Consider the following 18878-nt stretch of genomic DNA (forward strand, 5'->3'; position numbering starts at 1 on the left):
GTTTAGAATGTGAAGTCCCATTCGTCCTCGTCGTCGAACTGACCCGGCGGACGTTGGGTATCTGCGAGTTGGTCCAACAGCGTTGGATGGCCTGACCTTGCTCGTGGAGATGCGTCCACGACGCCGCCAAATCGGAGCCCGGGCATCGTCTGCTGTAGCTGGCGGAGCAGTTTGAGGGTGGGGGATCGAGCCAACGTCGGGGCTCCGGTCCCACCGTCTGCGACCATTCCGACTGGTCCTGTGGGGCGGAAGGCTCGCGAAAGTGAGCCGTCACCGTCAGTATCTACACCGGGAGCACCCCGCCAGTAGTTCCCTTGCCAGACATGTAACACGTTGAAGCGCGCCGTGTCGGCGTACTGGCGATTATACGCGATGTCATTATCGGTGACGCGATTCGTCGGGAACAGCGACATCGCCCGAATGCCCACACGGTTGAACGCCGCGACGTTCTCCTCGTAGACTGAATACTGCCCTTGCACGACGATTCCATGTCGGTTGTGAGTCACCACATTTTCCGCGACGTAACTCGACCGACCGAACACGAGGACACCGTTCCTGCTGTTCTCGACGGCGTTCCTCGTGACGACGTTCCGGTTCGACCGGTCATGAATATAAACGCCGACATACGTGTCCTCGACGTCGTTACCAGCAGCGAACGCGCCCTGAGCGTACACGCTGAACACGCCGATCATCATCCCCTCCATCGAGGAGTCCCGGACAGTGAACGACTGGGTGTCGTGGGCGAAGACGCCGACTTTCCCACCGTAGAACGTAGAGTTCTGAACGAGGGCGGGTGCACCAAGAATGGAGACGCCGAGGAACCCGTCCTCCCAATCTTGCGTTCCTACAACCGTGAGGTTCGAGACCGTGAGATTCGGGCTATTCCGTGCGATGACGCCATTTGCGCGCGTCTGCATTCGAACGTCCATGACGAGAGACCTCGCGGATCGCTCGAAGACAAGTCCGGCGTCGCCGTATCCGTGCGTCGTCCAGTACCGTTCCCGGAACGACTCGTTCCGGACAGGCACGCTCGTAACGTTCGCGCTATCGCGGGTCCGTACCGTCCCGATGCCGGCCAGTGAGAGGTCGGCGATCGCAACGCGTGACGTGTTCACGTAGACGACGCTGCGATTTCTGTCACCGATGATGCGCGTTCGGTTGGCGCCGTCGCCACGAATCGTCAGGGGTTTGTCTATCGTGATGTCGGAGACGGAATGGTTCCCGCTCGCCAGCCGAATCGTTGTGTTCGGTGGCGCAGCCTGAACCGCTGCGGTCAGCGATTCGTTTGGTTCGACGGTCGCCGTAACTGGCCGATTGAGAAGCGACCGCGCACGAGCGGCCGTACGGTCCGCGCGCTTGCTTCGGGTCTCACTGAAGCGCTGCCATTCCGACGCGGAACGCCCCGCAACGCCGACATCTAACTGATGGACCGCGCCCCACCGTTCCAGCCGTCCACCGTATTGTTGGGTGAACTCGATGGCGTCACTCCGATTCGAGAACGGCACCAGTGTCTGATTCCGCGTTGGAATACTGGCGGTACTGCCAACGACGAAGTAGGCTGTCCTAGCTGTCATCCACCCAGGATCTGCGTCCATCGGGGTTCGAAGGAGCCCATCACCTCCAACGTAGACGCCAGTTCCGGTGAAATCCGAGACGTACACAGCCATTGGCCGCCCGAATTCCCGTTCCGTACTCTCCTGTAGTCCCGCAACCATCGACGTGATACCGTAGTATCCGACGGTGAATTTGAATTGGGAGAACGCGACTTGCCCGGTTGGCAGCGCAAGCGTCGATTCGTGAGCGCGGACAACGACGTTTTCCGGGACCCCCGTGGACTTCGTATCCTCCATCGGAACGGCGGTTACCTGCTGACTACCACCGCTCATAGCGAACGGCCCGAGGACGGCTGCAAGGACGAGTACGCCAGCAGCAGCCACGTGCCAGAACTCCATATCAGACGTTATGGGAGGCGTGACAAAGAGTGGTGGGGCAGTACACTTTTTCGAGTGGCCAGTAAATTGCCACACGAATGGGTGAACGTGTCGCCACGAGCGACGAAAACACCCCTGCGGCAGCGTCGGCTGTCGTCGAGGCTACGGATATCTCGAAATCGTTCGGCGATGTCGCCGTCCTCGAAGAGGTATCGTTTTCGATACCCGATAACAGGGTGACGGCGATTATCGGGCCGAATGGATCCGGGAAGACGACGCTGGCGGAACTCATTACGGGCGTAGACACACCGACTGCTGGTGAAATCACACTCCATGCCGGTGGCGAACGACCTGTCGGGTATCTCCCGCAAGACCCACGGTTTCAGCCGTCGGCGACGGTCCACGAGACGATAGCGTTCTACGCGGCGTTGCTCGCGGGCGAGACCGACGTCGATGCCGCACTCGCACGCGTTGGACTCGAAGCCGCGGCCGATCGTCGAACGGATGCACTTTCTGGGGGGATGCGTCGTCTCCTTGGCATCGCGGTGAGTCTACTAGGATCACCCGAACTGGTTGTGCTTGATGAACCGACGAGCGGCCTCGATCCAGAGATGACTCGGCACGTATACGATGTGATTTCCGGGTTGACCGAGCGCGACCAGGCCGTCGTGCTGACGACCCACGACCTGTCGCGCGCGGCCGACGCCGATTACCTACTTGTGGTGTCTGATGGCGATATCGTCTCGGCTGGGTCTCCGAACGCAGTGCGTGCAGACACGGAGACGGACACCCTAGCGGACGCCTTCGAGACAGCGGTCCGGGGCCGCACGGTTACATCCAAGGGGAGTGATCGCAGTGAGTGACGCCACCCGGCAGTTCACCGCCATTTTCGAGCGAGAGTTGCGGTCACTTGTACGGTCCCGGTCGGTTTGGTTGTTGGCCCTCGGATTCTTCGCGCTGGTCGTGGCGATTGCGATCCTCGGCGGGCAAGCAGGCTATGTACCGCTCGTACTCGCGTTACTCACGCCGGTCGAGGTTCTGGTGCCGGTGCTGGTGGTTGCACTCGGGTATCGTGCAATTCTCGGCGACCGGTTGCGGGGGGTGCTGAAAGTCCTCGATACATTTCCGGTAACGCCAATTCGGTACGGACTCGGCGTCTACTGTGGCCGACTCGCAGTCGCACTCGGTATTATCCTCGTGACACTGTTGGCAGCGGCGTTCGTCGTTCCACTGTCGGGCGGCTCACCGAACGTGCTTGCACAATCCGGGGGATTAGACTCGCCAGTGTACTACGCGCGGTACGTCGCGCTGACGATGGTGTTCGCGGGTGTTGTCCTAGCCATCACGCTATTGCTTTCGTCAATAGCGCGGTCTGCTCGTCGTGGACTCGTGTCAGCGGTCGGCTTGTTGCTCGTGGTCGTCGTCGGCTTCGACCTCGTCGTGATTGCCGGGGTCGGACGAGGGTGGATTGTCGAGCGTGGACTGGGTAGCGCGCTTGCAGCAAGTCCGCTAAGCGCGTATCGCGGACTCGTGCTGACCTACGCTGTCGAGCCGGCCGTCACGATGACGGTCCGAGCTGCATCCCCGGCCGCGAGTGTGTTCTCACTTGCTGTGTGGACATCACTGTCCGTGCTCACGGCGGCCGGGCTAACCGGAATCGAGTAATCGTCAAAGTGACGAATACAGTCGAATGCTAAAGACCACTTATGTACGGTAAGCACGATGTCGTTACTGACAAGGACGATCACGTCGAGGACGACTGAATCAGACAGTCACTTCTCAGATAGTCTCTCGTACCTCACCGAATGCTGCCTCGTCGGAGCTGCCTAGGTTGAACGAACGCTCGCCGGTGAGACCTATCGTATGTATACCTGCTCGTGTTGTCCAGCCAAGGTCGGTCTGGGAGGATGTCACCCGCCGTAACCCTCGCCCTCGATTGGACCGCTGAAGACGCCGTAAAGGAATTTGAAGTACCACAAGACCAGCAGCAGGACCGGGAATCCGAGGACGGTCACGAGGTTCAACGCTAGCGGCGACACGACGGCTTCTCTCACCAGCAGTCCGGTCGGCGGATAGACCGTCGGATACAGCAACACCGCGACCAAGAGCGTCAGCAGCGTGGGGAGCGCCAGCGCGCTCGCGAGCCACGCCCGGTACCGGCCGCGTCTGGCCAGCACGCTCCCGCTCACCCCGGCGACGATAGAGAGCGCGACGACTGCAGCGACGGGCAGCGAGAGCACCGCGCCGGCGGCCCCACCCGCATCGGTTGCGACAACGGTCCCCAACAGGACGACCACGCCGCCGAGGTACGCGACCGTCGCGCCGACGCCGTACGAACGCAACTCCGACGCCAACTCAGGGTCGGTCTTCGCGGCGAGGAACGCCGTCCCCGTGACTATCGAGACCGCGACCAGACCGACGCCGGTCAGCACCACCGGTAGCGTCGCCTCACCGAAGAGCCACCGGCCGGCGAGCATCCCCAACAGCAGCGGCGCGAACACGCTCCCGCCGACGAAGGCGTAGTCGGTGTAGCGCTTCCAGCGCTCGTCCTCGCGCTGCTCGCGGAGCTCCGGACCGAGCCCGCGGAACACCAACGCAACGACGAACCCGAGTGCGAGCAGATAGTTGTCCGCCAGGAGCCGCGAGTACACGCGCGGGAACGCCGCCAGCAACATTGTCCCGAACGCCACGATCCACACCTCGTTGGCGTCCCACACTGGGCCGAACGCCGCCAGGAACGTCTCCCGCTCGTGTTCGTCCGCCCGGGTCGCGTACAGCATCCCGATACCGAAGTCGAAGCCGTCGAGGACGATGTACATCCCCAACGCGAACATCACGGCGCCGAACCAGACCTCCGGCAGGGAGTCGACGAGGTACGTGTCGACGGGAATCAGTGGGTCAGTCATCGCTGGTCACCCACGGGAGAGGGCCACGCCAGCGGCCCGAACTCGACTCTTGGACGCCGAGCGACCGGAGCTCTCTACGAATCAGCCACTTCAGGACGTACAGCGCCGTCAGTATCAACGCGACGTAGAGGACGACGAACCCGACCAGGGTCAGGGTCGCTTCGGTCCCAGTGAGCGTCGAGGAGACCGCCTCGCTCGTCTTGAGTTCGCCCTGGATGACCCACGGTTGGCGGCCGATCTCGGTGACGTACCAGCCGGTGAGCAACGCCGCATAGCCGAATGGCGATGCCGCGATCATCGCCTTCAGGTAGCGCGTACTCTCGGTCAACCGTCCGCGGTACGTGAGGTACCCGCCCCAGAGCGCGAGCGCGATGAACAGGAACCCGAGCCCGACCATGAAGCGGAACGACCAGAACACGAGCGCGACGGGGGGGTTCTCCTCGTACTCGTTCAGGCCGATGACCTCGGCGTCGAAGTCCCCGCCACTGGCGAGGAACGACCCGATTCCGGGGAGACTCACCGTGAAGAGGTTCTCGGCGCGCGGGTCGGTGAGCGCGTCGAGGGACTTCGGGAACGCGAGCAGGTGGAGGTCGGCCGACCCCGTCTCGTAGTGGGCTTCCATCGCGGCGAACTTCTGGGGCTGCGTATCCTCGACGTGTCGGCCGTAGGCGTCGCCGTGGACCGCCTGCAACGGCGCCGAGACGAGTAGCAGGACGACGGCGAGTTTGAGCGCGGAGTTCCAGGCGTCCGCGTTCGGCTTCTTCCAGACGACGTACGCCGAGACGCCCGCGACGAGCAGCGCGACCGATATCACCGACGCGTTCATCATGTGAACGTACATCCACGGCATTCGCGGGGTGAGGAACGCCGCGACCGGGTCAGTGAGCTTGGCTACCTCCATCCCGTTGCGGGTAACCATCTCGTAGCCCCGAGGCGTCTGCATCCACGCGTTGACGACCAGAATCCAGAACCCCGACAGCCAGGCACCGACCCCGACGAGGACCGAGGAGAGGACGTACGTTCGGTCCGCGACGCGCTCGCGGCCGTACAGCAACACGCCGAGGAAGACGGCTTCCAAGAAGAACGCCATCTTCGCCTCGAATGCGAGTGGCCCACCGATCAGTTCACCGGCGATTGTGGCGAACTGCGGGAAGTTCGTCCCGAACTGGAAGCTCATTGGGATACCGGTGACCGTTCCCATCACGAAGCCAGCGGCGAACACCTTCACCCAAAACGAGCGTAACCGCGCATACTGCTGCTCGTTAGTTCGTACGTCTTTCCAGGTGAAGTAGATGATAAACGGTGCGAGCCCGATCGAGAGAGACGCGAAAATGATGTGCACGGAGATCGTCCACCCGAACTGCATACGGCTCGCGGTTTCCGGAGAGAGCAAGGCTATCCACCCCAGGTCGACGGTGGGTAGAAGTGTCGCTGGGACCATGGTTTAGACACTGCGGAGCGCAATATGATTAGCTACTAGGCGATTCCCGAATTTCGATATACACCACAAAATTTTTATAGATTGGAATGTAATTTTCCAGAAACAATAGATAAGTTCAGGTTCTGATATACGCCCGGTTCGGAAACGAGAGAAACAGCATTGAACCTCTCGACGCGAGGACCACCGAGGCCGTGCGAGAAAACTAGTGCTATCAGAGGGTGGTCTTCGGTAGGAACCTAACCGCTCACGCTGCGCCGTCAGTGAGTGACGACAAAGCGCTCTCATTCCAGAGACGAACCGCTATCTCAGCGAGCAGGCGTCGATTAGGATAGCGTTAGCCAATTTGGTGGTGCGCCCAACAGAGCGGAACAGGTGCGGGACGGGACAGGCGTCGACAAATAGCTGCCTCCATTTCGGGGTGCGCCAGCAGATGTGTGGTCTACTGATACAGGGTTCAGCCTGACGAAATGCGATAGGCGAAGGAAACCCTTCTGCGGTTGTCAGGTCCACTCCGATTCGAGAGCGTCCAGCAGCCGCTCGACCTCAGCGTGAGTGTTGACCGCGTGGACCGACGCGCGGACAGCGTCCGGCGTCGGCACGGCACGAACGACGATTCCCTCCGACGCGAGTCGCTCGACGGTCGCTTCGGGGTCGTCCACGTCGATTGTTACGAGTCCCGACTCGGGATCTGCAGGACTGAGAAGCCGGTCGTCGGGAACCTCATCGGCCAGCCGGCCAGCCAATTCTTGGATTCGGGCAGCGATACGGTCGACTCCAACTTCGTCGACCGCCTCGATGGCTTCCGCCAGGGCGACGTGTGGAGCCGGGTTCGCCGAGCCGACCTCGAATCGGCGGGCGCCAGCTGCGAACTCGTAGGGATCTGCAGTCGGCGTCTCGACGCTTCGGTACCCAACTGTGGTGGGTAGGAGAGAGTCAGCAGCTGTCCGATCGACGTAGAGGAAGCCGCCGCCCCACAGCCCCAGCAGCCACTTGTGACCGGCCGCCGCGACAGCGTCCGCCCCCCACTCGCCGACATCCATCGGAAGCTGTCCCGGCACTTGCACAGCGTCGACGAGCGCGAACGCACCAGCGTCGTGGGCGATATCGACGAGATCGCTGACGGGTAACTGGGTGCCGTGCGTCCACGTCACCGCGCTGAAACAGGCCAGGCGCGCGTCGGCGACGGCCTCGGCGAAGGCGTCGAGGTCGATGCGACCGTTCTCCGTATCGACGACGCGAACCTCGACGCCCTCCTGTTCTAGGCGTTGCCACGGGAGCGTCCCGGCCGGATGTTCGAGGTCGGTTCGAACGACGGTGTCGCCGGGCTCCCAGTCGATGGCGGTCGCGACGGCGTTGATGCCCGCGGTCGTGCTCTCCGTGAGCGCGATCTCGTCGTCGTCCGCACCGACGAAAGTGGCGACGCGCTCCCGCACGCGGTCGTAGGCGTCGAACGCAACCTCGTAGGGGTCGTTTCGCGTGCTCGTCTCGTACTCGTGTGACCGTACGAACTCGTCAGCAGCCTCGACGACGTACCGTGGACTCGGCCCGTGGGCGCCGAAGTTTAGATAGACGTCCTCGTGCAGGGCGGGCGTGTCGGCGCGGAGTTCTCTCGGGTTCATCTCGTTGTCGGTGAGTTAGTCGTGGTACTGGGCGATCAGGTCGCGGAGTGCCTGTTCGTTCTGGCCGCCGCGAAGCTGTTTCACCGGTTGCCCGTCAACGAAGAGGACGAACGTGGGCGTGCTCTGGGCACCGAACTCGATCGCCGTCTCGAGGTTCGACTCGATGTCGATCGTCAGCACCGTCGCGTCAGTGTCTTCCGCGAGGGCTTCGAGAACCGGCTTCATCCGCTTGCAGGTGCCACACCACTCCGTGTAGAACTCCACGAGCGCGACGCTACTGTCTTCGACGACCGTTTCGAGGTCGTCGTCATCAAGCGAAACCACGCGGTCCGTCTTCGCTGTCTGCGTTGCCATTACCAGCCTCTACGCACCCGGCGTTTAATAGTCTTGGGTCTACCGCACAATACAATACGGTGCGGTCACTCCCCGTCTACATCGACCGGGAAAGTGGCCCGCCTCGGAGAGAGCGGTTAGTGTGACTTCTCCGTGGATTGCGCACGGCCGAGCGCGCCTGCAAGCGCCAGCAGATAGCCCAACCCGTACTGAACATCCGGATCACGTAATCCGCGAAGCAGACCAACGGCCCCGACCTGCTCGGGGGAGCTCTGCTCCGCCTCACCGACGCTCTCCAGCAGCGTTTGGATGCCATCACGAGTATCGTCGTCAGCGGCCGTCTGCGCGACCTCGCCGACCGCAGCACCGGTACCGGCCAATGACGTGACCATCTCGTCGTCGAGCGCCGCGGTCGCCAACGACCCTACCTCCGCGAGTTCGGCCAGGTGGTCGAGCGTTCCGCTTTGCTGGAGCGCGAGCAACGTATCAAGGGCCTCCCGCAGGTCGTCGCCGTTCTCCCCGACCGTTTCGGCCAGCGCCACGGTCTCGTCGGTCGCCAGTCCGTCGGCGGACTCTGCCAGTGTCGATCCCGTGGCCGAGAGCTCGCGGACCATCTCGTCATCGAGCGCGCTCTCGCCGAGCGAGAGCACGTCCAGTAGCTCGTTCACGGCGTCGAGGTGCTCCACGAACTCGGCGACCGCTTCGGGGTTCTGCTCGATCGCCGCTTCGAGGTCGGTCGGCGCGTTAGTTTGGTTCTTGGACATGGTCAGAGTAGTCCCCGCGCGGTGAGCCAGTAGGACTCGTTGTACGCCAGTTTCGACCAGTGGAGTTTCTCCGAGGGCGGCGCCGGCGACGGCGGATTCTCGTAGTCGAACTCAACGAACGACGCCGCGTCCATCCCGGTCTCGATGAAGCACAGCGTCTTCCCGTCGTAGGTCGCCGTCGCCGGGCGGCCACGGATCTCGCTAGCGAGGCGCTGCCCGACGACGCCGGCCTGGTAGTGGGCGACGCTGCCCGCGTTCGGGACGCCGGTGTCGGCGGTGTCGCCGAGCGCGTAGACGTTGTCGGCAGCTTCTGCTTCGAGCGTGTGCTTGTCGACGTCGACCCAGCCGTCGTCGCCGAGCCCAGCCTCTTCGATCAGGTCGATGCCGCCGTGGGGTGGAATCGTCACGAGGAGGTCGTAGTCGAGTTCGGTCCCCTCCATCGACGTGATGGTCTCCGCGTCGGGGTCGACCGACTCGGCGTTGAAGAACGTCTCCACCTGGATGTCCCGTTCCTCCATGATGAGGCGGGCCCACTCGGCGATGTGAGGGTTGCCGTGGACGCGTTGGATCGGATACGTATACGTGATATCGACATCCTCGCGGAGGCCGCGCTCGCGAAGCCAGTCGTCGGCCATGAAGACGAATTCGAGTGGTGCCGCCGGACACATGTGGGGCGTCCCGATGACGCTCAACACGAGGTCACCCTCGGTGAACTCCAACAGTTCGTCGCGCAAGTCGGTCGCGCCCGACTCGCTGTAGTAGTTGTGACCGTCCTCCGTGAGGCCCGGAATCTGGTCGGGCTCCAACGTCGAGCCGGTCGCCAGCACGAGGTAGTCGTAGCTGACTGGTGGGGCACTCCCGTGGAACTGGAGCCGCTGGGCCTCGGTGTCGATGTCGGACACGCGGTCGATCCGGACGTCAATTGCGTCGTCGACGAGGTCGTCGAGCGGGCGACGGCCGTCGTCGGGTTCGCGCTGGCCGAACGGCACGTACAGCCAGACCGGCTTATAGACGTGGTCGGGGTCGTCGTTGACGAGCGTGACTCGGACGTCACCGGCGTCGAGTTCGGGTTCGAGTCGGTCGGCGAGGTCGTTCGCGAGGACGGTGCCGCCGGTCCCGCCGCCGACGATAACGACGTGTTCAGTCATGCTTTCTCCACGTAAAACTCGTTGTGGTCGTCGAGCTCTTCGACCGCGAGTAGCTCGTTGCCGGCTTCCTCGGCCCACTCGGGGACGTCGGTGAGCGACTGGTCGTTGTCGCTCAGCAGTCGGATCACGTCCCCGGACTCGACGCTCCGAATCTTTCCGATGAGGTCCATCAACGGGCCGGGGCATGCTGCGCCTCTGGCATCGACGGTGTCGTCAGGCTCGATATCAGTCATAGAGAGCTCACAGGCGGCAGTTGGAACTGTCCTATATTAGTATTGTGTGCGAGTTCCAAGATTCTGAAAATCTGTAGGCCTGGAATGAGCGACCGAGAGGTAATATTGAAATCGTAGAGGAGGAGCGTTCACCGCTCGAACACGAGCGCGTAGTGGTACGGCGGCAACTCGACCTGCCGGTCGAGCGTGAACGCTGCGGCCGGAAGCACGGCTTCTTCAGTTTCTCTCGGCGTCATCCGAAGTTTCGTCGGAGGTCCGCGGGGTTCCGTTCCGACAGTCGTCGTTTCACGTGGCCGGTCATGCCAGTTGACGATGATCAGGCTTCCGCCAGGTTCGATCACCTGGAACGCCTGCTTGACCAATCCCGACTGGTCGTCGACGCCGTGGAACGTGTTTGCCACGACGAGCGTGCTGATTGAGTCGGGGAGGACCCCAGTCAGGTTCCGGGCGTCACCGTGAGTCGGAACGACGTTCTCGATGTCCTGCTGCTCAGCGAGATCATCGAGTTCACCGAGCAGTGACGCATCCAGGTCGATAGCGTAAACCGGCTCAGGGTCGGCAATTCGGGCAGCTGGAAGCGCAAAGTAGCCGCTTCCACAGCCGACTTCGGCGACCGACTCGCCGGATTCGACGCCGAGTTCCCGGAGCGTCGCGCCGGGTGTCGGCCAGAGTTTGCTCCACCAATCCCAGTCGGGTTGGCCGGTGTTCTGGAAGCGCTCCATCTCTAGCGGGACCCCGACGTATCCACTCCCAGCAGGCGATACAGGAGGCAGACTCGAACGAGGCCAGTCCCGGCGAGAACGAGACCCAGCAGGGTCAGGACTGTGCCGACAACCGTCCCAACTCCAAGCAGCCCCCCGAGTGAGGCCACTCCGACAGCCGCCAAACCCAGCCCGATACCGATCCGGATTCGGCTGTCTGCCGCGCCAATATTGTTCTTCATACCCACAAATACACCATGCTATTACCTAAGTGTTTCCCGACGATTCCCCTCACTGCCCAAGCAATCCGGTGAACTGGCCCCGAGGTCAAGCCTCGGGGCTTCCTGCTTCAACGACGCGCTTTGCATCCACTGCCTCGCGTTGAGGTGTGAACGTAGGGAGCGCAGTCTGCACAGGCGTTGATTCGGAGCGTCCCGCCCCTAACTGCCGTAACCCACGATTCAAAATATTCTTTGCTGCGTTCAAATCGCGGTCGTCGGTGTGCCCGCACGCCGGACACGAATGCTCACGCACCCACAACGGCTTATCCGTTGAAACACCGCACGACGCGCACTCTTTCGTCGTACCAGCAGGTTCCACCGATATAACGTGTGTTCCGTGAACCTCCGCCTTGTACTCCAGTAACTCTCGGAAGCGTGCCCACGCCGCATCCTGCTTGTTCTTCGCACTGTGACTGCCTTCCAGCATCGGCTTCACATCCAGGTCTTCCACCGCGACCACATCATACGCCTTGACGAGCCACGTCGTCAACTTATGCTGGAAATCCAGAACCTTCCGTTTGATCTTCCGCTTCGCTTTCGCTACCTTCTGTCGCTGCGCCTCCCAATTACTGGACCCATGTTCTTTCCGGGCAAGACCCCGTTGCTTACGGGCGTACCGGTCGTACTCGTCGGAGAGATCCAGCGTATCTACGGTGAGATTCTCGGACGTATGGATGTAACTTGTGATGCCAACGTCAACGCCGATGCAGTCGTCCGGGTCAATCTCGGTGAGTGCTGGTTTCTCACTGGGTTGGGTTGCGTCATCAACGACGAGTGAGACGTACCATTCGCCGGTGGGTTGTTTTTTCAGGATGGCTTCGTTGATGTCGTCTGCCGGTGGAACGCGGCGGTTCGCTCGGATTTTGAACCAGCCGAGTTTTTCGAGTCGGAGTCGTACGAATTGGTCGTCGCCCGTGTTGTGATCTACGTTGAAGCGACTGGACTGATTGTACGATATCGACCGAAACTCACCGCTTCCTTGCCACCGCAACCGACCAACATCATACCCGTTATTTTGTTTTTCTTCGAGGCCATCGAGATCGTCGTGGATTTGACTGATTGCCTGTTGAGCAGCGTGAGCGGACGGGTCACTGAACACTGACCAGTGTTGTTTCCAGTCGGTGAATTTCTTGTGCTGGTCGTATTCTGACGGTTTATCGGTGTAGTCTGCCGTGTAGTAGTCTCTGACTGCGTGGTTGCGGATTTGTCTGAGGATGTCAATGTGTCGCCACGCTTCGCTCGCCACAGCATCGGAAAGATAGGCGCGGAAGCGGAGCGTGAGGGTCATCGGTTCCTTCATATTCGGTTGGGAGTTGGAGGATGTTAAAATACTGGAAAGTCATCGGCTTCACCCTCGGGGTCAAGCCCCGAGGCAGTCGCCTTGTACCACTTGTACAACCGTCAGCCTGGAGGCATTACTAACCGAGCTGGGACTGCCACCGTGTTGGTAGCTGAGCGTAGACGACGGCATTGTCGACGAGTACGTCGACCGGAACGTACTCACCCGGCGCGTGGACAGTGTCGGTTCCGAGCGCGAACTCGACGGTTGGGATGCCCGCATTCCGGAGTTTCTTGGCGTCACCACCACCCGTAGCGCTCCGCCGGAAGACGTGATCACCTGTGGCCTCCTCCGCGGTCGACGCGACGGCTTCGACGAGTGGGCTGGCGGGTACTTCGGCCGTACCGACGCTCCAGGAGACGTCGGCGATTGTGATACCTTCGCAGTCGGCGACGCACTCCCGGATCTCCGCGAGCACATCGGGCGTGTGGACACCTGCGGTCAGTCGCACGTCAACTTCGGCTTGCGCAGACTGCGGGACGGTGTTTATCGCGTCCCCGCCCTCGAGGACGCCGAGATTGATCGAGGGGTACCAGAACAGCTCTCGGGCGGCGGCCTCACCCATCGAGGGGGCGTAGTATTCGACTGACTCCTCGACGATCGGTGCCACGTCAGCGTCGATCTCGAGTCGCTGGGTGCCAAACCGTTCGCGCATCGTCCCGACGGCGTCGTAGAGCCGGTCGATGGCATTGACGCCGAGTATTGGTCGGGAGCCGTGGGCCCCCTCACCGCTGGCGTCGAGCGTCAGCCAAATGCTGCCCCGGTCCGCGATTGTGACTGAGTGGCGACCTTCCTCGCAGGTCGGCTCGCCAATCACGCATGCGTCAGCGTCGAGCTCACCAGCGTCCAGTAACGCTGGCAAGCCGGCGTCACCACCTACTTCCTCGTCGCTCACGAACGCGAATTGGAGGTCGACAGGTGGCTCAGTATCGGTGGCTGCGAAGGCCTGTATTGCGAACAGCATCGACGCCACGGCACCCTTCATGTCGGTTGCACCGCGGCCGTAGACGTGTTCATCGACGCGCTCGCCGAGTGGATCGTGGGACCAGGCATCTGCGTCGAAGGGCACCGTATCGAGGTGGCCATTATACAGCAGTGTGTGGTCAGACCCACCCGGTAGTCGAACGAGCAGATTCGGCTTTGCTGGGTCGACTGCAAAACGCTCTACTTCGACCGGAAGCGGGTCGAGGAATTGTTCGATTTTGGCGACGATTTCGCGCGTGTCGCCGGGCGGGTTCGACGTCTCAATCGCGAGGAGGTCGAGGGTGAGCGCGACCAGTTCCTCTCGGTGTGTTCGCACGTACTCGGTAGGAGTGTCATTACTCATTCAGGAGTGGGTTTGCTGTCGAGCGGTCCCGCCACCGAGAGCGGCGAGAGCCAGTGATGGCCAAGTGTCAGTACGGAAGCCTGGTTTCCGTCCCGTATCCCGGCCGTTACCAAGTTCGCCACAAACGACGTCATGTTCGTATCGCGCAGCTTTGGTCGGTATCACCAGAAGAGTAAAGCCAATACAAGGCGCCAATCACGCCAGCTGTTAGCGCAGTCACGACGATTCTGACGAGCCCACCACCGAGTGCAGCCGCCGTTCCCCCGGCAGCCGCGGCACCAGCCGTCGGCGCCGCGAAGAGACAGCAGAGACTCAACGCGCCGCCAACACCGAGTAGTCGCCACGGCGGTGTCGACGCATCCTCCGAACTCGCCTCCGTGTCCGAACCAGTCATCGATTAGTCCCTTGTTCGCCTGATTGGCCCAAGTGCGTTTGGGTCGTCGAGGCCGTCGGTCGCACTGTCAGCACACCTCGCAACGCCGGCGCTGGTAGACCAGGAGCGCGGCGAAGCACGCGACGCTCACGACACCGAGGATTGGGCGGATTGGGTCGAAGTACGTCATGAGCGCCGACGAGCTGAACAGCGCGAGCGACACGGCGTTACAGGTCGGACAGCCGAACGCCAGGAATCCGCCGATGATTCCACCGGCAGCGAATCGATCGCCAATTGGCTTCTCGGCTAGCGAGCGCTGGTAGACGAACGCGCCGGCGAAGGCGGCGGTCGCGACGAGGAACAGGTAGTCCGCCGGGGTCCGAGAGACCATCCGCACGTAGACCGGGTTCGGCAGCAGGCCGGTCACCGCCCCGAACAGGACAAACACCCCGATGCTCACGCCGACGCTCCGGAGCAGACGCGGGCGCGGCAGCGCCGTCATGCACGCCCACCTCCGTCGAGCGAACACGTTTGTGGGTCGCCGGCGCGACCGAGGAAGAAGAGGAGTAGGGCGATTCCGCCAACTCGAAGGAGGTTGCCGTCGAACGGCAGCGCCGCCATCGCACCGACGAAGCCCAGCGCGCCGAGCACGCCCGCACCACAGCTCGCACAGCCGGCGGCGAGCAGTCCGGGGAGCACGCCGACAATCGTCGACACACTCCGGCGACGTGTGCGCTGGACCAGCGCGAGCGCGTTGGTTACCGCGACACCGGCCAGGACGGCGTACGTGGCGACTAGCGCGAGCCCAAGGTAGCCGGTAGTCAGATACACTTCGCGCGTGAGCGCCGTAACCGCGTAGCCGATGTCGGTCGGGTCGGTCGAGAGCACCTGGACCGAGAACTGGGGGAATGAGCTCAACACCAGGATGACGTACGTGGCGAGAGCCACGACGGCGGCCGATAGCAACCGGGCGTCAGACGTGAGCGGATAGCCGAGCGCGTCGCGGAGGTCGCGAGTCCAGTCGCGGGTCGCGGTGGCGGGACCCCCGGTCATGCCCGTCTCACCTGGTCGATCGCGTCGGCAAAGTTCTCGTAGGGGTGGGCGCCGACGAGCTTTCCGGCCGCCCCGGAGTCACGGTTGTAGAGTACGAACCCGGGCGTCCCCTGGATTCTCGACTCCTGGGCCATGGCGACGTTCGGCTCGATTCGCTCCCGGATCGTCGCGCCGCGTTCCTCACGGCAGGTCTCGACCGCGGACAGGTCAACGCCAGCTGTCTGTTCGGTGACCGCCGCGAACATTTCGTCGTCGGCCCAGTCCGTGCCGGACTCTGGCTGTTCGGCGAAGGCCGCCGCGTGCCAGTTCCAGAACGCATCCGGGTCGCTGTCGGCGACCTGCGACCACACGCAGCGCCCCCAGACCGCCGCTGGCGTGGAGTATTCTCCGATGTTCGGGTAGGGCAGCACGGCCAGGCGCGCGTCGCCGGTATCGAGGTGCTCTCGGCCGAGTTCCGGGAGTGTCTCCGTCTCGAACTGCTTGCAGAACGGACACAGATAGTCCGTCCAGTAGTAGATGTCTATCGGCGCGTCGCGTTCACCGGCAATGGGACGGCCGTCGAGGTCGACGTCGAATCCGGTCGTCCCGGAACCAGCGTGCGTGGTGTCGGGGACGTAGTGCTGTCCGCTCGCACCAGATCGTGATCCTATGTAGGCGACACCACTACCGAACGCGAGCACCGCGCCGCCGGCGATGAGTGCCCTCCGTCGAGTGATATTGCCCTCTTCGTCCATCTATATACAATACCACTTCGCATCGGCTGATAGACGTTGTGGTCCTAACTGAATTCCAAAATTACTCTCTACGGCGCCTATACCGCGTTTTCGACTGTTTCAATTATCGAATACGGATCGTGTTTGTCATCATTCCGTACCACGACAACGAGCCCGGTCGTCTCCTCGACTGGTACGGTGATGGTGACCAGTGTATCGTACACGCGAACGGTCGCATGCAGCGACTCTCCATGGTACTCCTCGTAGACTGCTGTACCGATCGCCTCCAGTTGAATGTGCTCCAGAATCGCCCGGATATCCGACGCAGCGTACTGTGAGGACGCCGCCTCGTCTCGGTACAGGACATCGTACTCGCCATCCTCGTAGGACGCCAGGCCGACCAGCGTCTCACCGAGATCAGCCATCAGTGTCGATTCGAGGGATTCAGCGGTATCCCCCAGTGAGCGGTTATCCGCGTCAGTAGGCTCATCGGTCATCGTTGGTTCACGCGTGCGCTTCGATCACGGAGCGAAGCTGCGCTTCGTCCTGCATTCCGACGAGTCGTTCCGCCGGCTGGCCGTCAGCGAATAGGATGAGCGTGGGTACCCCCCGGACACCGTACTCTGCGGCGAGTTGCTGGTTCGCGTCGATGTCGATCTTCGCTACGGTCGCATCGGTCTCGGCCGCGATCGTTTCGACGATTGGTTCAAGCATCTGGCACGGGCCACACCAATCGGCGTAGAAGTCGGCTAGCACGAGACCGTACTCGGCGGCAGTTTCTGACAGCTCGGCGCCGCCGTCGATATGGATCGGTTCGGACGGGCTCTTCGAGAGGGACGGCTCAGCACCGCCCGTTTCAGCCTTGTTTCGAAGCTCCGCCAGTTTCTGTCGACGGATCTTCTCGATATCTTCAGCCATTAGGTGTCCGTTTGAACCGCGCCGCCTTATGTATTTTGTATAACTCGCACAATACTGCCCCAGTGCGGGTTTGAACGATAGGGGTCAGAGACAGGTCTCAATCGGCTCCTTCTCGCGATCCTCCAAGTCCCGGCTGTACCGGTCTTCGAACTCCTGAATAAGCTGTCCGATGGCCGCATACCAATCGTTGAGCAATCGCTGCATGTCGTGTGCAACTTCCTCGGATGTCCGCGAACGATACACGTAGTAGTACCCTCCGTGCTCGTAGTTTACTTGCTCCTGAACTACCACGCCGGCCTCAAGGAGTCGAGATATCGAACGATACGCAGTCGAACGTTCACAATCCATTCGATCTGCGACGTCGTCGACGGTAAGACCCTCCTCTGCCTGTTGTAGCAGCTGAAAGACCACCTGATCCCGCTCGTTGAGTCCGTGAATGCAGCCCAGGAGGTCAAGGCACCCCAGATCGCGCTCGAGGTCCTCACGCACTGACGTGGCCACCATATCTAAAAATAGGGAGACAGAGACGATTAAAGCTGTTCCCGAATACTACAATACTCCGATAGCCGATCAGATACTGGAGCCACTCTTTCCCATGGAAATCCGCTTTCGCGAAAGAAGACCCGAAGAGACTTTGTCCTGAAGACCCAAGATAGTACACGAATGGCACTCCCAATCGACCCAAGCCAGATCGACCCTGCGGACATCGGTGAAGAACAGGTAACTCTCGAAATGAGCCACGATGAAGCGATCGAACACGTCCGCGACGTGTTCACGGACGCTGGCTTCGGCATCCCCGTCGAATTCTCCCCCTCCGAGATGCTCAACGAGAAGGTCGACGCCGGCCGCGACCCCTACTACGTGCTGGGCGCGTGCAACCCCGAAGTCGCCGACCGCGCGCTGGACGCAACCGACAACCAACTCGGTGCACTGATGCCGTGCAACGTCGTCGTTTGGGAAGAAGAACCGGGCAAGCAGGTCGTCTATCACGTCTCTATCATGCGCATCGCCCGCCTCATCGGGATGGCGTCCGACGACGACGAGATGGCAGACATCGTCGCCGACACCGGCGAACTCGTCGACGAGGCGTTCGCGAACCTCTAAGATGGGACATCACACGTTCGACGCCGACCGCGCTGACAAACTCGAAGAGGCACAGCGACGGTACCGGTTCCTCTCCGCGGAGGAACTCCTCTGGGCGCTCTCTCCAGATAGAGACGAAACGGTCGCAGATCTGGGCAGCGGGACCGGGTTCTACACCGACGACGTCGCACCGACTGTCGACCACGTGTACGCCGTCGACATCCAAGACGCGATGCACGACTACTACCGGGAGAAAGGCGTCCCCGAGAATGTCGACCTCGTGACGAGTGGCGTCGACGACCTTCCACTCGATACCGACAGTCTCGACGCGGCGTTCTCGACGATGACCTACCACGAATTCGCGACCGAGCAGGCCCTAAGCGAAATCAGTCGCGTACTCACGTCCCAGGGGACGTTCGTTATCGTCGATTGGACATCTTCCGGGAGTGGGAACCACGGCCCACCCGTCGACGAACGATTTTCGGCCGCCGAGGTTGCAAATGTACTCCGCCAGCACGGATTCGATATAGAGTTCCAGGCCGAGCGACCGGAAACGTTCCTGCTGATAGGACGTACTGAGTAAACCGTCTGGTGGGATTTTGCAGAATTTTCCGTAGGTGCTGACGAGAGCGTGTTCGTGGCGGTCAGATACAGGGGTTCTTAACCAACAATCTAAATGCGAAATCGCTATTGTTGGTTAAGTTTTTCTGCGCCC

The 18878-nt window shown here is 61.8% G+C and carries 22 protein-coding genes; 4 read left to right on the top strand and 18 right to left on the bottom strand.

Translation table 11 applies throughout. From position 1 onward, the window contains the following. Positions 1–2: 2 nt before the first annotated feature. Positions 3–1952: a NosD domain-containing protein gene (locus HHUB_RS15100; protein WP_059058970.1), complete on the bottom strand. Its 1950-nt coding sequence runs from the start codon at positions 1950–1952 to the stop codon at positions 3–5. 77 nt (positions 1953–2029) lie between these two features. On the opposite strand from HHUB_RS15100, the gene HHUB_RS15105 reads away from it, so the two are divergent. Next, entirely contained in the window at positions 2030–2794 is a 765-nt protein-coding gene (locus HHUB_RS15105; RefSeq protein ID WP_059058972.1) for an ABC transporter ATP-binding protein, read from the top strand. Next, positions 2787–3596, top strand: a complete 810-nt coding sequence (locus tag HHUB_RS15110; RefSeq protein ID WP_059058974.1) for an ABC transporter permease — start codon at positions 2787–2789, stop codon at positions 3594–3596. Before HHUB_RS15105 ends, HHUB_RS15110 begins: the two co-directional genes overlap by 8 nt. A gap of 245 nt (positions 3597–3841) precedes the next feature. Here HHUB_RS15110 and HHUB_RS15115 read toward each other — a convergent pair whose 3' ends face one another. The 17 genes from HHUB_RS15115 to HHUB_RS15195 all read right to left on the bottom strand — a co-directional run bounded on the left by HHUB_RS15115 (position 3842) and on the right by HHUB_RS15195 (position 17584). After that, positions 3842–4837, bottom strand: coding sequence for a cytochrome d ubiquinol oxidase subunit II (locus HHUB_RS15115; protein ID WP_059058976.1), 996 nt, complete (start codon positions 4835–4837; stop codon positions 3842–3844). Continuing rightward, positions 4830–6278: a cytochrome ubiquinol oxidase subunit I gene (locus HHUB_RS15120; RefSeq protein WP_059058978.1), complete on the bottom strand. Its 1449-nt coding sequence runs from the start codon at positions 6276–6278 to the stop codon at positions 4830–4832. Before HHUB_RS15120 ends, HHUB_RS15115 begins: the two co-directional genes overlap by 8 nt. Before the next feature lie 500 nt (positions 6279–6778). Then, on the bottom strand, positions 6779–7897 hold the full coding sequence (locus HHUB_RS15125; protein ID WP_059058980.1) for an aminotransferase class V-fold PLP-dependent enzyme: 1119 nt from the start codon (positions 7895–7897) through the stop codon (positions 6779–6781). A 15-nt stretch (positions 7898–7912) separates the two neighbouring features. Continuing rightward, the gene (locus tag HHUB_RS15130) at positions 7913–8251 is read right to left on the bottom strand and encodes a thioredoxin family protein (RefSeq protein WP_218778843.1); all 339 of its coding nucleotides are present in this window, start codon (positions 8249–8251) and stop codon (positions 7913–7915) included. Positions 8252–8367: 116 nt separating this feature from the next. Next, positions 8368–8994 (bottom strand): DUF1641 domain-containing protein, encoded by a 627-nt coding sequence (locus HHUB_RS15135; protein WP_059058982.1) that lies wholly within the window; start codon positions 8992–8994, stop codon positions 8368–8370. A 2-nt stretch (positions 8995–8996) separates the two neighbouring features. Then, the gene (locus HHUB_RS15140; RefSeq protein WP_059058983.1) at positions 8997–10142 is read right to left on the bottom strand and encodes an NAD(P)/FAD-dependent oxidoreductase; all 1146 of its coding nucleotides are present in this window, start codon (positions 10140–10142) and stop codon (positions 8997–8999) included. Further along, positions 10139–10375, bottom strand: a complete 237-nt coding sequence (locus tag HHUB_RS15145) for a sulfurtransferase TusA family protein (protein WP_059058986.1) — start codon at positions 10373–10375, stop codon at positions 10139–10141. The genes HHUB_RS15140 and HHUB_RS15145 overlap by 4 nt, the downstream gene beginning before the upstream one ends. Before the next feature lie 128 nt (positions 10376–10503). Further along, entirely contained in the window at positions 10504–11097 is a 594-nt protein-coding gene (locus HHUB_RS15150; protein ID WP_059058988.1) for a class I SAM-dependent methyltransferase, read from the bottom strand. Between the two features lie 2 nt (positions 11098–11099). Continuing rightward, positions 11100–11324: a YgaP family membrane protein gene (locus tag HHUB_RS15155; RefSeq protein ID WP_082687303.1), complete on the bottom strand. Its 225-nt coding sequence runs from the start codon at positions 11322–11324 to the stop codon at positions 11100–11102. Positions 11325–11403: 79 nt separating this feature from the next. Further along, positions 11404–12645, bottom strand: a complete 1242-nt coding sequence (locus tag HHUB_RS15160; protein WP_059059102.1) for an RNA-guided endonuclease InsQ/TnpB family protein — start codon at positions 12643–12645, stop codon at positions 11404–11406. A gap of 130 nt (positions 12646–12775) precedes the next feature. Continuing rightward, positions 12776–14023, bottom strand: a complete 1248-nt coding sequence (locus HHUB_RS15165) for a M20 family metallopeptidase (protein ID WP_059058992.1) — start codon at positions 14021–14023, stop codon at positions 12776–12778. A gap of 461 nt (positions 14024–14484) precedes the next feature. Next, on the bottom strand, positions 14485–14898 hold the full coding sequence (locus HHUB_RS15170) for a hypothetical protein (RefSeq protein ID WP_059058994.1): 414 nt from the start codon (positions 14896–14898) through the stop codon (positions 14485–14487). After that, positions 14895–15449, bottom strand: coding sequence for a hypothetical protein (locus HHUB_RS15175; RefSeq protein WP_059058995.1), 555 nt, complete (start codon positions 15447–15449; stop codon positions 14895–14897). Before HHUB_RS15175 ends, HHUB_RS15170 begins: the two co-directional genes overlap by 4 nt. Continuing rightward, positions 15446–16183, bottom strand: a complete 738-nt coding sequence (locus HHUB_RS15180) for a DsbA family protein (protein WP_059058996.1) — start codon at positions 16181–16183, stop codon at positions 15446–15448. Before HHUB_RS15180 ends, HHUB_RS15175 begins: the two co-directional genes overlap by 4 nt. A 77-nt stretch (positions 16184–16260) precedes the next feature. Next, the gene (locus HHUB_RS15185; RefSeq protein ID WP_059058997.1) at positions 16261–16659 is read right to left on the bottom strand and encodes a hypothetical protein; all 399 of its coding nucleotides are present in this window, start codon (positions 16657–16659) and stop codon (positions 16261–16263) included. 7 nt (positions 16660–16666) lie between these two features. Beyond that, positions 16667–17080, bottom strand: a complete 414-nt coding sequence (gene trxA, locus HHUB_RS15190) for a thioredoxin (protein ID WP_059058999.1) — start codon at positions 17078–17080, stop codon at positions 16667–16669. 84 nt (positions 17081–17164) lie between these two features. Then, positions 17165–17584: a helix-turn-helix domain-containing protein gene (locus HHUB_RS15195; protein WP_059059001.1), complete on the bottom strand. Its 420-nt coding sequence runs from the start codon at positions 17582–17584 to the stop codon at positions 17165–17167. Positions 17585–17743: 159 nt separating this feature from the next. Between HHUB_RS15195 and HHUB_RS15200 the strand changes: the two genes are divergently transcribed. Next, positions 17744–18184: a DUF302 domain-containing protein gene (locus HHUB_RS15200; RefSeq protein WP_059059004.1), complete on the top strand. Its 441-nt coding sequence runs from the start codon at positions 17744–17746 to the stop codon at positions 18182–18184. A gap of 1 nt (position 18185) precedes the next feature. Continuing rightward, the gene (locus tag HHUB_RS15205) at positions 18186–18746 is read left to right on the top strand and encodes a class I SAM-dependent methyltransferase (RefSeq protein WP_059059007.1); all 561 of its coding nucleotides are present in this window, start codon (positions 18186–18188) and stop codon (positions 18744–18746) included. Positions 18747–18878: the final 132 nt, after the last annotated feature.

It is taken from the genome of Halobacterium hubeiense (assembly GCF_001488575.1).
GTDB lineage: Archaea > Halobacteriota > Halobacteria > Halobacteriales > Halobacteriaceae > Halobacterium > Halobacterium hubeiense.

Bases quoted from the DNA above. Each gene is read 5' to 3' on its own strand.
- HHUB_RS15100 (WP_059058970.1), bottom strand. From the start codon at position 1,952: ATGGAGTTCTGGCACGTGGCTGCTGCTGGCGTACTCGTCCTTGCAGCC.
- HHUB_RS15105 (WP_059058972.1), top strand. From the start codon at position 2,030: ATGGGTGAACGTGTCGCCACGAGCGACGAAAACACCCCTGCGGCAGCG.
- HHUB_RS15115 (WP_059058976.1), bottom strand. From the start codon at position 4,837: ATGACTGACCCACTGATTCCCGTCGACACGTACCTCGTCGACTCCCTG.
- HHUB_RS15120 (WP_059058978.1), bottom strand. From the start codon at position 6,278: ATGGTCCCAGCGACACTTCTACCCACCGTCGACCTGGGGTGGATAGCC.
- HHUB_RS15125 (WP_059058980.1), bottom strand. From the start codon at position 7,897: ATGAACCCGAGAGAACTCCGCGCCGACACGCCCGCCCTGCACGAGGAC.
- HHUB_RS15130 (WP_218778843.1), bottom strand. From the start codon at position 8,251: ATGGCAACGCAGACAGCGAAGACGGACCGCGTGGTTTCGCTTGATGAC.
- HHUB_RS15135 (WP_059058982.1), bottom strand. From the start codon at position 8,994: ATGTCCAAGAACCAAACTAACGCGCCGACCGACCTCGAAGCGGCGATC.
- HHUB_RS15140 (WP_059058983.1), bottom strand. From the start codon at position 10,142: ATGACTGAACACGTCGTTATCGTCGGCGGCGGGACCGGCGGCACCGTC.
- HHUB_RS15145 (WP_059058986.1), bottom strand. From the start codon at position 10,375: ATGACTGATATCGAGCCTGACGACACCGTCGATGCCAGAGGCGCAGCA.
- HHUB_RS15150 (WP_059058988.1), bottom strand. From the start codon at position 11,097: ATGGAGCGCTTCCAGAACACCGGCCAACCCGACTGGGATTGGTGGAGC.
- HHUB_RS15160 (WP_059059102.1), bottom strand. From the start codon at position 12,645: ATGACCCTCACGCTCCGCTTCCGCGCCTATCTTTCCGATGCTGTGGCG.
- HHUB_RS15165 (WP_059058992.1), bottom strand. From the start codon at position 14,023: ATGAGTAATGACACTCCTACCGAGTACGTGCGAACACACCGAGAGGAA.
- HHUB_RS15170 (WP_059058994.1), bottom strand. From the start codon at position 14,898: ATGACGGCGCTGCCGCGCCCGCGTCTGCTCCGGAGCGTCGGCGTGAGC.
- HHUB_RS15175 (WP_059058995.1), bottom strand. From the start codon at position 15,449: ATGACCGGGGGTCCCGCCACCGCGACCCGCGACTGGACTCGCGACCTC.
- HHUB_RS15180 (WP_059058996.1), bottom strand. From the start codon at position 16,183: ATGGACGAAGAGGGCAATATCACTCGACGGAGGGCACTCATCGCCGGC.
- HHUB_RS15185 (WP_059058997.1), bottom strand. From the start codon at position 16,659: ATGACCGATGAGCCTACTGACGCGGATAACCGCTCACTGGGGGATACC.
- trxA (WP_059058999.1), bottom strand. From the start codon at position 17,080: ATGGCTGAAGATATCGAGAAGATCCGTCGACAGAAACTGGCGGAGCTT.
- HHUB_RS15195 (WP_059059001.1), bottom strand. From the start codon at position 17,584: ATGGTGGCCACGTCAGTGCGTGAGGACCTCGAGCGCGATCTGGGGTGC.
- HHUB_RS15200 (WP_059059004.1), top strand. From the start codon at position 17,744: ATGGCACTCCCAATCGACCCAAGCCAGATCGACCCTGCGGACATCGGT.
- HHUB_RS15205 (WP_059059007.1), top strand. From the start codon at position 18,186: ATGGGACATCACACGTTCGACGCCGACCGCGCTGACAAACTCGAAGAG.